We start from the raw sequence: 14,792 nt of genomic DNA, 5'->3' as shown, positions 1-14,792 counted from the left end.
ACCACTAGTTAAGTTCTTGTGATACATCCTTCTTTTTAAGTTTTGCATATAAAAGGGTACCAATGAATGGGACGATCAGCACAATCACCATTCCGATGGCAAATGCCCCCCAATATTTCGGAATGATCGAGAAGATTCCTGGAATGCCTCCAACGCCGACTGAACTTGCCAGTACCCCTTGTGAGGCAATAAACATACCAGCTATCCCTGAACTGATCAGGGCAAAAATAAACGGGAATCTATAGCGCAAGTTCACCCCAAACATCGCCGGTTCAGTAATGCCCAAGTAAGCAGAAATACTTGATGTCAGCGAGAGCCCTTTTTGCTTTTCATCTTTTAAGACAAACATCATCGCAAGTGCAGCTGATCCTTGAGCAATATTAGACAGGGCGAGCATTGGCCATAGGAACGTGCCGTGCAGTTTTGAGTTAATCAGCTGAATATCGACAGCTAGGAACGTATGGTGCATGCCTGTAATGACTAACGCTGCATATAATCCACCATATAAAAGGCCGCCAAGTGCTGCGAATTGCTGGAATACAGTGACGAGTCCAGATGTTAATACGTTTCCGATCGCAAATGTAACGGGACCAATGACGATAAATGATAAAAATCCAATGAGTAGTAATGTAATTGGTGCAACAACTAACAGCTGAATACTTTCAGGTGTCCGCTTTGTTATAAATAATTCGAGCTTTGCGAGTAAATAGGAGGCGACGAGTATCGGAAGAACCTGCCCTTGGTAACCTACCTTTTGTACTTCAAGTCCAAACAAATTCCAAACAGGAATGTCACCTGTCTTTTCCGCCGCTCCATATCCCCACGCATTCAACAGATCTGGATGTACAAGCATCAGTCCGAGGACCATCCCTAAAAGTGGATTACCTCCAAACCGCTTGACAGCCGACCAGCCAATTAATGCTGGCAAAAAGGTAAAGGCAGTGCCTGCAATCAAGTTGATCATATTTGCTAAATCCGCCCATGCCGGATACACATCCACAATGGATTTTTGATCAAAGAAAATATCAGGAGCTGTTAAAATATTATTAATCCCCATCAATAAACCGGCTGTCACGATAGCTGGAAGGATTGGAATGAAGATATCTGCAAGCGTTTTCACCGCACGCTGTAAAGGATTTAATTTCTGATCAGAGGCACGCTTGACGTCCTCTTTTGTCGCTTCGCCGATTCCCGTCTGTTTGACCATTTCGGCATAAACCCGATTCACCACTCCTTGACCAATGACCACTTGGTATTGGCCATTCGCTGAGAAAGATCCCTTCACTTCATCAATTTGTTCTAGTGCTTTCTCATCCACCTCAGCTTCATCTTTTAGCACAAAACGAAGTCTTGTCACACAATGTGTGGCTTGATCAATGTTTTCTTTGCCGCCAATGGCTTTCACAATCTGATCTGCCGCTGCCTGATAATCAGCCATGATATCCCCTCCGAGATCGTTTTTTTATAAGAAAAAAGAATCAAAACTTGTATATACATGTTCACTTCATATTTTATATTTGTATATACATGTAGTCAATAAGAAAATGTAGCGCTTTCATAAAAAAAGCTCCCTCAATGTGCTCAGAGAGGCAGCGTGTCATCATCTTTTTTTATGCTCCGTTAGTTTTTCGTAGACCCTATTCTTATAAAAGGAGGAGGCTGGACGAGCAAACGTTTGGCGCTTGGATGTGAGTTCATCGAGACGTTTCTGTTTTTCCTCACATATGAGAGAGAGTTTTTTTCTTTCTTCTCCATCTATACTCGTTTTCAGTAATTCTTTGACCGTCATTAGTTCTTTTTTCAAAGCGGTTTCTTCCCCGGCAAAGCCTGCATTTTTCATGATTCGATAGCCCATCCTCAGCTCTTCAGGTACATGAGCAGCATCATCCTTTGGCAGAGGTTTCCCAAAGCCTGATAGTCCTTCAAAAGCTCCATGGTCCATCGCCTTTTTGATCCGTTCTTCTGACAATCTCTGCGCAAAATCCATGACACGTCTCCTTTCAGATCGTCTGATATTTGGTTAAGCATAGCAAAAAAGCTGACTCTCTCACAAGAGCCAGCTTTCTCGTTATTTTTTGTCGATTTTAAAAGTAGATACCATTTGTGCCAAGTCCTCTGACATGTCAGAGAGCTGTTCAATCGCACTTGAAATTTGCTGCATGCCAGCACTTTGTTGTTCTGTTGCTGCCGCTACTTCTTGAGAGCTTGCCGCATGTTCTTCTGACACGACCGAAATTTGTTCAATCGATGTAGAAATTGTTTGATATGCTCGTTCTACCTGCTGAATAGATTGAAGCAAATTGTTCGTTCTGCTTGCAAATTGAGACACTCCATCATAAATACCAGCGAAGTTCTGCGAGGTGCCTTTCATTTGCTCCCGGCCTTCTTCCACTGCTTTACTGCTTTCCTCCACGCTTTCAAGGACACGCTGACTATTTTCCTGTGTGCCAATGACTAAGTCTGAGACCGTTTTAGCTGCATCAGCTGACTGTTCAGCTAACTTACGGACTTCATCAGCCACAACAGCAAATCCTTTTCCTTCTTCTCCTACACGTGCGGCTTCAATAGAAGCATTCAGTGCAAGCAGATTCGTTTGCGCTGAAATGTCCGTAATAATGGAGATGACACTTTCAATTTCTGTTGAATGTGATTGCAATTCTTCTGCCGCTTGCTTGGAGCTTGTCATCATGTCGTGTAACATGTTGAGATGTTCAAGCACATGCTGCACCAATTTTTGACCAGATTCTGACTGCTCTTGTACTTTTGATGAAACAGATTTCATTTCATCCACTTCTTTTGTCACGCCTTCGATTTGAGTATCGATTTCCGCAACAGATGTTGTGCAGTCTGTAATGTTTGCGACTGAATCATTGATTCCTTCACTCATATTCGTCATCGCTTCTGACACTTGTTGTGCACTTTGACTAGATTCCGTTGTCACTGTGCGAAGCTGTGAAGACATTTTCGACACTTCACTTGATGAGTTTGAGATCTGTCCAATAAGCTCTTTGATCCGTCCCTGCATTTTCTGGAAGGAAGCCGCTAATTGACCGATCTCATCTTTACTTTGAACTTCTACCATGCCAGTTAAATCACCATCTGCAATTCGATCCGCTGATTCCATTAATGAGCGTGCTGGTTTTGCAATTCTTCTTCCCATGAAGAATGAGAAGAGTAATCCGCCGATGAGCACAATCGCAGATGCTACTGTAATATAAATTGTCAGCTTTTTCGTTGTTGCTGGAACAACAGACGCATCTAAGTCAATTCCTAAAATCCCCGTGAGTTCACCGCCTGAATCTTTAATTGGTAAAAAGACGGATTTATGAGTCCCATACGAATCAACGTAAATATCACTTTTGACCATTTTATCTTCAGAAAGAGCTTGTTTCATTTCATCTGAAAAGACATAATCTTGATCAAAATCATTGTCTTGCCCTGTTAGTACGATGATTCTTTCTTTGCCGCCCTTATTTGATAACACGTATAAGTTCTCAAGCGTATGATCTTTTTGTAGTTCTGTGAATTTCTTTTTGATCTCCACATAAATGGGATCATCCTTCCCGCTAATGCTAAGGACATTTCCATCAATATTATCGATTTCTTTTTTCGCTGTATCAATATCTGTTGTTAATCGATAATCAAATTGCTTTAATAATTGGGAAGATAAATCCTGGCTAACTAAATAAAATGTTAGAACGAATAATGCAACGGTTGCGAGTAATGTTACGACAACGACTGACATGATTTTGGAGGATATCGTAAGTCCTCCAAACTTCCTTTGTTTCGCCATTTTTTTCTACATCTCCACTCTCAATTTTAATTTAAGCCTCTACACTTTCAAATTGTCCACAAACAGATGCAATGACATCTTTTAAATAAGATACGATATGAGGGATATGCTCCGGTAACGTATAAGGTGAAATCACAAAAAATTTACTCACACTTAGATAGAATTCTTGACCTTCTTTGGCATTGACTTGTAAAAACTTCGTTGTATCGCCAAAGAACATTTCGTCTCTTTTCTCTCCAAGCTTTTCAAAGAGGATTTTGTTCAAATCATTGTTGCGCTCAATTTCCATAGCAGTTGCTTCTCCAGACACTTCTTCCTTAAAACGAGGAGAGCCGTCTAGGTAAATTCTAAACAATGTAGCCATTCCGACATTGTCATCATTGACGACTTCTGCTTGTGGAATTTCCTGACGAAGTGCTTCTCTAAATGCAAGGTTCACCTCTAAAAATTGACCGAGCAAGCGCTGGTATCCTTCAATTCCAAACGTTAGCAGCACACTTAGCATGCTGATGGAGCTTCCCATTCTTGAGCATTCCAGTGTATAACCGGTATGGTATTCCCCGTATCCTCTATGTCCAACGTATGGTGTTTCTTGTTCTTCTAGGTCCAAGCGCTTTAAGTCAGCAGCGTTTTTCACCAAGAATAAACTAGATGTGTACGGTGTTTGTCCGAGCTTTTGAAAGTCAAAGCACATCGTGTCAGCAAGAGAAAGATGCTGGAATTTCGCTTTGATTTCTTTTAGCATACGAAGAACACCGTCTGAGAATTGCAGCGGGTTTTCAGATACATCATACTCATTAAAGAAAGCAAAGAATCCACCAAGCGCCGAATCCGCATGAATATGCGGCACCTTGAGACCATACTCCTCAGCAATGGCTTCTGCCGTTTCACGTACCCCTTTTACATCATCAATTGCAATGGCATCTGTTGTTCCGGTTGTTGCCACAATATAAACGGGAATTCCGCCATTTTGGGCAACACGTTCCATTTGACAACGCAAATCTTCCATATCCATCGAATGATCTTTATTCGTCTTAATTCTGATTAAGTTGTCTGTGCCAATCCCTGTTGCTTCCATTGACTTAAATAAGCTGTAATGTGCTGCATCAGAACAAAACGCATAAAGATTTTGCGGGACGCCTTTTCGTAATGACTCCGGTGCAACTTTCGCAATCGCTAAACGAAGCCCCGAGAAAATAGCCCCTTGACCTCCCCATGTTGTGTAGCCCCCGCTCACATTTGGATCATATCCGATGAGCTTAGACATCATTGAGACCACTCTGACCTCAGCTTCCGCACCTGCTGGTCCATACACATCCCAAAGGTTGTTTCCGTTAACCAGCATAGCCGTCAGCATGCCTAGAATTCCTGGTGTACTTGCCATTGGCAAAATGTTCGTGAAGAAATACTTCGTGTGGTATGGATGATTATGTAAAAGCTTCAGTAATTCTTCATTCACAAGTTCCGCTTGTTGTCCGTTCATCGGAATTTGACTTGTTTCAGTGAGCTTTTTGTAAAAGTCCTCCTCACGATTCTTTTCACCTTTTAGGTGAGCACGGTTCGGATCCTTCAGGTCATCGACCCCTGAAATGATCTGTTCCATTAATTTAATGAGTTCTTTCCGCTCTTCTGCATTTCCGTCCTCACTCGGAAACCAGTTCTGAACGAGGTTCTGTGCTCGTACAGTCATATACTATCAATCCTTTCAATGGAAGATTTCCTGTCACTGTCTATATCGACCCCGTTTCAAAAGTTTATAGTGTCGAACTGTTCACTTAAGTATATTTAGATAATTTGTTCACCCAACAAAAAGAATAAAACCCTTACAATACACATCAAAACCATTATGTTTGTGAAACAACAAAATATATCAATATACTTTCATGAAGGAATTATTATCCAGACAATTCAGCGGTTTATTCATTCATTTTTTTTACTTAACCTGCATAAACATTAATAAACACTGGAAATCCGCCTAAATACACCATTGTAGAAATCAAATTAATTCTTTAGACTTGTGTCTTTTTACCTGTTTTATTGATATAGCAACAGGAAAAATACAGAATTTTCTGTCATTATTAGGATGAATTTCACAAAAAGTTTTTCGGAGATCGAATATTTTCGATGTCTTCCCAACTCTAGCTCGGACAGGCTGCCTTAGGTGCTCACCGGTTATGACTTTTCTATTTGTGCATTTCATGGTATATTCTAATGGTTCGTTTTCTTTCGTTCCGCCTCTTCCGTTTAACGGAGAAAAGGAGTGTTTAAATGAAAACATTTATTCAAAAAAGAGGCCTCGGCTTCTTTGTAATTGCAGCCATCTTGTTATGGCTCAAGACGTATACAGCTTATTTAATCGAATTTAAACTTGGTATATCAAATGTGCTTCAGCATATTTTGCTTTTTGTGAATCCTATTAGCTCCAGCTTGTTCTTTCTTGGCTTTGCTTTATTGTTCAAGAAAAAATGGCAGCCTGCCGCTATCATTGTGATTCACTTTTTCATGTCTTTTTTACTTTACGCAAACATCGTGTACTATCGATTCTTCAATGACTTTATCACGCTGCCTACAGTGATGCAGGCAGGAACGAATGGCGGACAATTAGGTGATAGTGCATTTTCACTCATGCGTTGGACTGATATGTTTTACTTTCTCGATACCATCATCTTGATCGTACTCGCAGTCCGCATGAAAAGACAGCAGCAAACAAGTACGACTGTACCTGTTCAAAAAACAAAATCGTTTAGACTCGTTCTTGTGTCCTCTGTTCTGATCTTTGTTGTCAACTTAATCGCAGCAGAAATTGATCGCCCAGAGCTTTTATCAAGATCGTTCGACCGCAATTATTTAGTCAAATACTTGGGTGCTTATAATTTTACGGTGTTTGATGCCATTCAAAATGTGAAATCAAACAGCCAGCGTGCCCTGGCAAATTCAAGTGACGTAACAGATGTAGAGAATTATCTAAAGGCGAACAGCGCTGATCCTAACCCAGCTTATTACGGGAAAGCGAAAGGCATGAACGTCATTACGATTTCTCTTGAATCACTGCAAAACTTTGTCATTGATTACAAGGTGAATGGAAAAGAGGTCACTCCTTTCCTAAATTCATTAGCCCATGACAACAAAACGTTTTATTTTGACAATTTCTTCCATCAAACAGGGCAAGGAAAGACATCTGATGCGGAATTTATGATGGATACGGGGCTTTTCCCATTATCACAAGGCTCTGTGTTTATTAACAAAGCTCAAAACACATATCAGGCGCTTCCTGGCATTTTGAAAAAGGACCAATACACGTCCGCAGAATTCCACGGGAATACGAAAACGTTCTGGAACCGAAATGAAATGTTTAAGTCCTTTGGATATGACAGATTTTACGATTCTGAATACTACGATATGAATGAACAAGATACGAAGAACTATGGATTGAAAGACAAACCGTTCTTCAAAGAATCCATGCCAATGCTTGAAAATCTGAAACAGCCGTTTTATTCAAAATTCATTACGCTGTCAAACCACTTCCCATTTGGTATGGATGAAGGTGATACTGATTTTGAACCTGGCGACTTCGAAGACTCCGTCGTTGATAACTACTTCCAATCTGCTCATTATTTAGATGAAGCCATTGAACAGTTCTTTAATGACTTGAAGAAATCTGGTCTCTATGACAATACCGTCGTCATTATGTACGGTGACCACTACGGCATTTCAGAAAACCATAATGAAGCGATGGAAAAAGTGACTGGCGAAAAAATTGGAGATTATGAAAATGCCCAGCTTATGCGTGTGCCGCTCTTTATCCATGTGCCAGGCGTAAAAGGCGGACAGATTCATAAATACTCTGGTGAAGTCGATGTTGCGCCTACCCTTCTCCACCTGCTCGGAGATGATACGAAGAACTATTTAATGTCTGGTTCTGATATCTTATCGAAAAACTTTAAAGAGCTTGTGCCATTTAGAAATGGAGACTTCGTGTCTAAGGACTACACGAAAGTAGGCAACAATTATTACAGCAACAAAACAGGTGAAAAAATCGAGCCGACTGAAAAGGCATCACAAGAAAACGAAACGGTGAAAAAGATGCTAGAGACATCTGATAAGATTGTCACGGAAGATTTACTCCGTTTCTACAAACCTAAAGGCTTTACACCAATTGAGCGAAATGATTATGACTACACAAAGAAAGTACAGGATGAAAAAGATTCCTCTTCCGCCAAAGATGAATCCAGCTCGTCTTCCAAATAACTTTCTCATTTAAGGCCCCAGCCGATCCAAGATCAGCTGGGGCTTTTTACGTTTGATCCGCATGACACCGGGTATAGTTGAAGAAGGAGGGATTGATTAATCATGAAAAAAACAGCAGCTTTTGTCGTGACCGCTTCACTCGCTTCTTCCACCTTATTTGCTTTCAGCCCATCGATTTCAGCGCACGCCATGACCCAAACGCAGGCAGAACAGTCCATTCCTCAAGGGCCGAATGCAGCGCTAAACAGCATCTATCAGCTGGCGCATAAAGGACAAATGCCATACTATGCAGAAGGACTCAAAATAGGGGTTCAAACAAAAAAAGACGTTCGGCATAAACTAGGACAGCCTTATCCAGAAACGGGTCAAAGCGGCTTTGATTTGTATCATGCTGAGATGGGCAACCCTGGATTTGCTTTTCACTATGACAAAAAAGGCAAGATTAACGAAATCCGTTATTTTGGAACAAATGTAGAAAAAGAAACGAATATCGGAGGAATGACTCCTTCCCTATTAAAGAAACAGCTTGGACCAGCAGATTCAGTCAGCACCATCCCGCAAACAAAAGAGAAGAAATACGTTTATCAGACCGGTGATTATGAGCTCGAATTTATCGTCGGACATGATCCAGATATCAGTCAGCACGAGCTGACTGTGGTGCATATTAACCTCATCAAAGCCGGTTCCTAAATAAAAAGCATCCTGAATTTTTGCTCAGGATGCTTTTCTTTATTATGATGCCACTTCTAAATGCGGCTTTCTTTTCAGTTTTCGCTTAAGGACTGGACCTGCTACATAATCAAGACCAAATTTTCCGGCATTTCCTTTCGCTGCTATGATAAAGACGGCGATCAGAAGAAGAAGCGGGTTAACAGAGACGGTTCCAGCTAGTAAGAAAGAGACATTCATCACGCTTCCAAAAAAGGCTGCTGTTGTTGTGAACAATCCAACAATTAGTCCTAGACCAACTAAGATTTCTCCCCACATGACCATGACACTGAAGAGTCCGGCATTTGGCAACGCGACATTTTCTAAAAACCAGACATAGAACGGATAAACAAGATGTCCATCTTTCACAACAGGTTCAGCTATGGCAAATTGCAAATATCCTGATGCATCGAATCCGCCTGTTAGTTTTCCAATACCAGATGTCAGCCAAGTCCATCCGATATAAAGTCTTGCTGCCAAAAGGATAACCGCTGCCCATACATTCGTTTGTAAGAATTTTGTAAACATGATGATGCCTCCTTTTAAATTATGTGAAATATTTCACATTTTCTTTATGATCTTATTATACTACTTAATATACATTTGTGATCCTTTTCACATATATATTCACAAATTGTTCATGAATATCTAGTTGAGGTAAACTTTTCTCTTGTTATCACCGTCTAAGTTATTTCAGACAGTGAAAAGGGGTTACATTTTGTATGAAAACATTATTTCATTTTGCTTATTTACAGGCCATCTCTTGTCTATTTCCTGTCATGATCTTTACGGCGCTTGCCCTATCAAAGGTCGTGTCTATTCCTTTTCTTCATCGATATGATTTTATTCTTCTGCTTTGCCTCATGGCACAGCTTCTCATGCTGATGCTGCGGCTTGAGACACTGACAGAGTTGAAGGTTATTTGTCTCTTTCATGTGATTGGAATAGGCTTAGAAATCTACAAAGTACATATGGGTTCATGGTCCTATCCTGAAGAAGCTTATACGAAAATTTTTGGGGTTCCGCTCTATAGCGGCTTTATGTATGCGAGTGTGGCAAGCTATATTTATCAGGCACTGACTCGGCTTCGCGTGAAGGTGAATGCGTGGCCTCACCCGTTTCTTTCAGTGGGGATCAGTTTATGTATTTATCTCAATTTCTTTACTCATCACTGGATTTATGATCTACGCTGGTGGCTGACATTACTCCTAGTGGTTGTGTTTCGAAAAACAACCGTTTCCTTTCAGGTCGGTTCATCGATCTTTCGTATGCCGCTTGTTATCTCGTTTTTACTGATTGGCTTTTTTATTTGGGTGGCCGAAAATGTCACGACCTTTTTAGGAGCATGGCAATATCCAAATCAGCAGCATGCTTGGTCTCTCGTCCATCTTGGTAAAATCAGTTCATGGTTTTTACTTGTTGTCATCAGCATTGTACTGGTGATCGAACAGCGAAAACAAAAAAACGTTCAGCCCATTTGATCTGGCTGAACGCTTTTTTTAGTCCTGAGCGACTTCCTTACGAAGATCATCGGCGACAAATTCAACATTTGTTCCAATGATGATTTGTACGGAAGTTTTTCCTGACGTCAGTACCCCTTTGGCACCTGCTTTTTTCAATGTACCTTCATTTAATAAATTGGTATCTTCTACTGTTAAACGAAGACGGGTCGCACAATGGTCAATTGTGGTGATATTGCCTTTGCCGCCTAGTCCCTCTACGAGCATACTTGCTCCGGCAGTATGTGTATCATCCCCTGAAATATCTTCGATGTCATCATCTTCCCTGCCCGGTGTTTTTAGCTTTAACAATTTAATCAGGAAATAGAAAACAACAAAGTAAATCACGCCATAGATGACCCCAACCACAAGTAACAGAATGGGTTTTTGCGCAATTCCAAAACTTAAAACGTAATCAATCGCACCGGCTGAAAAAGCGAAACCGCTATGAATGACTAAGGTGTTGACAATAAAGAGCGAAAGACCAGTTAATATCGCATGAACACCATATAAAAGTGGAGATAAAAACATAAATGAGAATTCAATTGGTTCTGTGATTCCTGTAATAAATGACGTCAGTGCCATTCCAATCATAAGACCGGCTGTTGCTTTTCGTTTTTCAGGCTTTGCGGTCACAACCATCGCGAGACATGCCGCCGGCAGCCCGAACATCATCACTGGGAAGAAACCAGTCATAAAGACACCTGCACTTGGATCGCCTTTGAAGAACCGCGCTAAATCACCTGTCGCTCCGCTGAATTCACCGAATTGAAACCAAAATAGATTATTCAACACATGATGAAGTCCTAATGGAATGAGCAGGCGGTTAAAGAAGCCAAACAGCCCGGCACCCGTTGCTCCAAGACTTAAAATCCACTCCCCTAAATCATTGATCACACTTTGAATTGGAGGCCATACATATCCAAAAACGGCTGCTAATAGAATGGTAAAAAGTGCTGTCATAATTGGCACAAGCCGTCTTCCACTAAAGAAACCTAAGTATTCCGGCAGTTTCGTGTCCTTAAATTTATTGTAAACGTAACCTGCCAAAAGTCCGCACAAAATACCACCCAATACCCCCATATTGTTGGTCGAATTGATCGACGTGGTACCAGCTGACAAAATAAAATAAGAGATCGCTCCAGATAACGCCGCTGCCCCGTTACCGTCCTTTGAAATACCAATCGCTACACCCATAGCAAAAATTAAAGCCAAATTTGCAAAAATTGCATTTCCTGCCGCATGAATAAACGGGATGTTGAATACATCTTCTCGCCCAATAGCCAAAATGATACCCGCTGCAGGAAGCACAGCGATTGGAAGCATAAATGATTTTCCTAACTTTTGAAAAAACTGAAACACCATCTTATTTCTCCCCCCTTCGTCATCATCATGAACAAATCTCTCATGATGTTCATAAAAAATATATCATATGCACATCTAGTTATCTATACCAATTTGTCCACATCTCACCCAAATCTCAGCCTTTACTCTTTTGGCGTAAAATGTGGTAAGCTATTGAATAGAATGAAGTTATAGAAAGCGGGAATGAACAGTGATTGTCAAACATGATCATGAGTTAGAAGCCTTAAAAAAAGTCGGCCGAATTGTCGCTTTGGCAAGAGAAGAAATGAAAAGCCAAGCGAAACCAGGCATGTCTACAAAAGAATTAGATTTGATAGGGAAAAAAATATTAGAAGAACATGGAGCCAATTCAGCTCCTGAAAAAGAATATGATTTCCCCGGTACGACTTGTATCAGTGTCAATGATGAAGTCGCACATGGCATTCCAAGTGAAAAAACCATTTTACAAGAGGGCGACCTCATTAATATTGATATCTCAGCAGAGCTTGATGGATATTATTCCGATACTGGGATTTCATTCGTTTTAGGTACAGGAGATGCTCGTCTTGAAGCATTATGCCAGTGTGCAGAGGATGCATTCCTTGAAGGATTAAAGCATGCGAAAGCCGGAAAAAGACAAAATCAAATTGGCCGTGCGGTCTACAATACGGCGAAAGAACAAGGATTTACCGTCATTAAGAACTTGACAGGACACGGCATTGGGAAAAGCCTGCATGAAGCACCTAACCATATTTTGAACTACTATGATCCATTCGATAATGCTTTGTTTAAGAATGGGACAGTCATCGCCTTTGAACCTTTCATTTCAACAAATGCTGAGTCGATTTATCAAGCGGATGACGGCTGGACATTTAAAACACCTGATAAGAGTCTGGTCGCACAGATTGAACATACGATTGTGATCACAAAAGACGAACCGATTATTTTAACAAAGCTGTAAGCAAGCGGGTCCCCTCCTTCACTGGAGGGGATTTTAGCGTGTAGACAAACCCTCGCATTCGGTGTCAGTCCTGCGCGCCAGTACTCGTCCTTCCTAGACTTCAAAGGTTTTCTATCACGCTGAAGAGAAGACAAAGGGCTAAAATCAAGTTCATTTTAGCCCTTTCTCAACAATCTGCAATCCCTTTCACGAATCTGTCACGACTAAACAAAAATGCCTGTGGTAAAATAGGCAAAGATATGCGAAAGGGGTCTTATTTGATATGTGGTTCATCATCATCGGTGTTATCTTCTTTATTGAAAGTATTATTTTAACGGTTGTAGGTATTAAGAAAAAACAATCCATGATGACCTACCTCGGTATTGTCATCATGATTATGACAGTGGGCATGATCATCGTTACCCTCAACCCGCCAAATTCATAAATAATTATTTCCAGCATATACATGGATCATAGGCAGATAGAATCAGTTTTCATTTCTAAACACCTGCACACTTTTCACGTCCTTTTTTGAGATGTTACAATGCAGGCAGTTTCCATTGAAAGGAGTTTTCTATCATGCATTATGGTAGCAAAGGCTGGTATGTCGAAGAATTAAAGAAGCTTGGTGTGACCAAGCATGAAGGAAGAAAGCTTCAAAGCTTTAAAACTTATTTCCTTGCAAATCTTCTTGAGCAAAAGAAAACGAGCTCTTAAATGTTGAAAAGCCGTACATCCATAGCAGATGTACGGCTTTTTTATATGGGCTGAACACGTTTTTCTAAAGATTTTCTGACCACATCTGCTAAGGCATCTACTTCAAGAACTGCTTTCAGCCTGTTTTGATCTACTTGACGGTATTTGACTTCATTGACTTCGTGGACTGTGATGGGATGGGGCGCTTTTTCGACTAACACAAGAGCTTCATCAGGAGAGACCATTCCTTCTTTCAGCACACGCAAATAAAAACCGGTATATCCCGTTTGCTGCACTTCCTTTACAAGCTTCATGTTTCCATGCTTAAGAGAGAGCTTCACACATGGCTGTCTTGGCTGGCTGACCTCAACTAGCGCATCCCCAAGCTGAAATACATCTCCAATACGAACTTCTGTCTCTACAAGCTGATGCACGGTCACGTTTTCACCGAAGGCTGCCTCCTGTAACGGCACCCCTAAAAATTGCTCAAAATAAGTATAGTGATCATATGGAAAGACGCAAACGGCTTTATCATCACCTCCGTGATGGACCAAATCACCTTGTCCATCTCCATCAAAATTGAGCTTACTCAAATAAACAGGCTCGTGAATACGCTTTTTGTTGATGGCTGTTTTGATTTCTTTTCCATTCACATAGGTGGTGATAGGTTGTCCTACTTGAATTCCTTCGATGTCGTACCTTGTCTGCCCCACTCTCGCCATCTCCTTTGATTGTCTGATTGCTTTTATTTTACATGGTTTGACAGTCAAATCATAGTCGGTACGTGAAGGAACGAGACAGGTTATGGTACGATGAGAAAAAAGGAGAGATGACATTGGTTCATTATCACGCTATTGTAAAAGGACGAGTTCAAGGAGTCGGTTTTCGTTATTTTGTTCAAGGAGAAGCCGTCAATCGAGGGATAAAAGGCTGGGTACGCAACACAGATGAGGGTCACGTGGAGTTAAAAGTAGAAGGAGAGCAGCAGGAGGTGTTTGACTTTTTAGAGACCGTCCGTAAAGGTAGTCCTTTTTCAAAAGTCACACATTTGGACATGGAGCCGCTCACCAAGTTCGCCCATTATCAAGACTTTCGGATTAAAGGATAGTTGATGTGTATCCTTTATTTCACAACAGTAAATGGGTTTGCAACATCATAACCAATCAAGGTTGTACGTGAAGCATCTTTGTAGAGACTCACATGAACATCATAGTTGGCTGATCCACTGTTAGGAAGTAATAAACGAGTAGGTGCTGCGAAAGCGTTTTGTCCAGAGATAGACCCTTCGTGTGTAAAGACTGGTGTCACTGGGAAAGTAAGTTTTCGAATAGCAGCTGTATAATAAAGTGTTTCATTTGTTATTGCTGTCATGTTGACGTTGACCTGAGGATGAAGCGAAGTATAAGTTGAACGATCGGTTGTCACCTTTAAATCGATGTCATTCTGAACCATTGCTCCAGTCGTTGCTTTAGCTCTTTCATCACCTAGTGGTAGAAATCCGTTGAAACTGAATACAGCCAAAAATATGAGCAACGTCATTTTTTTCATCTATATTCCCCCTTTT

15 protein-coding genes are annotated in these 14,792 nt (G+C 40.9%); 7 read left to right on the top strand and 8 right to left on the bottom strand.

The features are described 5' to 3' along the window. Positions 1-4 precede the first annotated feature (4 nt). The 4 genes from treP to MHB38_RS03805 form a co-directional block, all read right to left on the bottom strand. Entirely contained in the window at positions 5-1,438 is a 1,434-nt protein-coding gene (gene treP / locus MHB38_RS03820) for a PTS system trehalose-specific EIIBC component (RefSeq protein WP_341002469.1), read from the bottom strand. A gap of 162 nt (positions 1,439-1,600) precedes the next feature. Next, positions 1,601-1,987, bottom strand: coding sequence for a DnaJ family domain-containing protein (locus MHB38_RS03815; protein WP_057078330.1), 387 nt, complete (start codon positions 1,985-1,987; stop codon positions 1,601-1,603). 81 nt (positions 1,988-2,068) lie between these two features. Beyond that, positions 2,069-3,793 carry a methyl-accepting chemotaxis protein gene (locus MHB38_RS03810; protein ID WP_341002467.1) on the bottom strand — a complete coding sequence of 575 codons (1,725 nt, stop codon included), beginning with the start codon at positions 3,791-3,793 and terminating at the stop codon, positions 2,069-2,071. Between the two features lie 31 nt (positions 3,794-3,824). Next, entirely contained in the window at positions 3,825-5,483 is a 1,659-nt protein-coding gene (locus tag MHB38_RS03805) for a pyridoxal phosphate-dependent decarboxylase family protein (protein WP_041090684.1), read from the bottom strand. Positions 5,484-6,061: 578 nt separating this feature from the next. Between MHB38_RS03805 and MHB38_RS03800 the strand changes: the two genes are divergently transcribed. Together MHB38_RS03800 and MHB38_RS03795 are read left to right on the top strand one after the other, a co-directional pair. After that, the gene (locus tag MHB38_RS03800; RefSeq protein WP_202734652.1) at positions 6,062-8,041 is read left to right on the top strand and encodes an LTA synthase family protein; all 1,980 of its coding nucleotides are present in this window, start codon (positions 6,062-6,064) and stop codon (positions 8,039-8,041) included. Between the two features lie 102 nt (positions 8,042-8,143). Next, positions 8,144-8,731, top strand: coding sequence for a YjgB family protein (locus MHB38_RS03795; protein WP_017366815.1), 588 nt, complete (start codon positions 8,144-8,146; stop codon positions 8,729-8,731). Positions 8,732-8,773: 42 nt separating this feature from the next. Here MHB38_RS03795 and MHB38_RS03790 read toward each other — a convergent pair whose 3' ends face one another. Then, the gene (locus tag MHB38_RS03790) at positions 8,774-9,277 is read right to left on the bottom strand and encodes a DoxX family protein (protein WP_017366814.1); all 504 of its coding nucleotides are present in this window, start codon (positions 9,275-9,277) and stop codon (positions 8,774-8,776) included. 194 nt (positions 9,278-9,471) lie between these two features. On the opposite strand from MHB38_RS03790, the gene MHB38_RS03785 reads away from it, so the two are divergent. After that, on the top strand, positions 9,472-10,230 hold the full coding sequence (locus tag MHB38_RS03785) for a DUF817 domain-containing protein (RefSeq protein ID WP_017366813.1): 759 nt from the start codon (positions 9,472-9,474) through the stop codon (positions 10,228-10,230). An 18-nt stretch (positions 10,231-10,248) separates the two neighbouring features. Here the strand turns inward: MHB38_RS03785 and nagE are convergent, their stop codons facing one another. After that, positions 10,249-11,613 carry an N-acetylglucosamine-specific PTS transporter subunit IIBC gene (gene nagE / locus MHB38_RS03780; RefSeq protein ID WP_202734653.1) on the bottom strand — a complete coding sequence of 455 codons (1,365 nt, stop codon included), beginning with the start codon at positions 11,611-11,613 and terminating at the stop codon, positions 10,249-10,251. Between the two features lie 190 nt (positions 11,614-11,803). On the opposite strand from nagE, the gene map reads away from it, so the two are divergent. The 3 genes from map (at position 11,804) to MHB38_RS03765 (ending at position 13,249) form a co-directional block, all read left to right on the top strand. Then, positions 11,804-12,553 carry a type I methionyl aminopeptidase gene (map, locus tag MHB38_RS03775; protein WP_008341769.1) on the top strand — a complete coding sequence of 250 codons (750 nt, stop codon included), beginning with the start codon at positions 11,804-11,806 and terminating at the stop codon, positions 12,551-12,553. Between the two features lie 262 nt (positions 12,554-12,815). Beyond that, positions 12,816-12,977: a hypothetical protein gene (locus MHB38_RS03770; protein ID WP_008341770.1), complete on the top strand. Its 162-nt coding sequence runs from the start codon at positions 12,816-12,818 to the stop codon at positions 12,975-12,977. A gap of 134 nt (positions 12,978-13,111) precedes the next feature. Then, positions 13,112-13,249, top strand: coding sequence for a YflJ family protein (locus tag MHB38_RS03765; RefSeq protein WP_008341771.1), 138 nt, complete (start codon positions 13,112-13,114; stop codon positions 13,247-13,249). Positions 13,250-13,290: 41 nt separating this feature from the next. On the opposite strand, the gene MHB38_RS03760 is transcribed toward MHB38_RS03765, so the two are convergent. Then, positions 13,291-13,941 carry an MOSC domain-containing protein gene (locus MHB38_RS03760; protein ID WP_046342941.1) on the bottom strand — a complete coding sequence of 217 codons (651 nt, stop codon included), beginning with the start codon at positions 13,939-13,941 and terminating at the stop codon, positions 13,291-13,293. A gap of 122 nt (positions 13,942-14,063) precedes the next feature. Here MHB38_RS03760 and MHB38_RS03755 point away from each other — a divergent pair, with 122 nt between their 5' ends. Beyond that, entirely contained in the window at positions 14,064-14,336 is a 273-nt protein-coding gene (locus tag MHB38_RS03755) for an acylphosphatase (RefSeq protein WP_035391366.1), read from the top strand. Positions 14,337-14,350: 14 nt separating this feature from the next. Here MHB38_RS03755 and MHB38_RS03750 read toward each other — a convergent pair whose 3' ends face one another. After that, positions 14,351-14,776, bottom strand: a complete 426-nt coding sequence (locus MHB38_RS03750; protein WP_144716676.1) for a hypothetical protein — start codon at positions 14,774-14,776, stop codon at positions 14,351-14,353. Positions 14,777-14,792 lie beyond the last annotated feature (16 nt).

Origin of the sequence: Bacillus sp. FSL K6-3176, assembly GCF_038003325.1 — a bacterium.
GTDB classification, from domain to species: domain Bacteria; phylum Bacillota; class Bacilli; order Bacillales; family Bacillaceae; genus Bacillus; species Bacillus altitudinis.
This window is presented reverse-complemented; position numbering and strand designations above follow the sequence as displayed.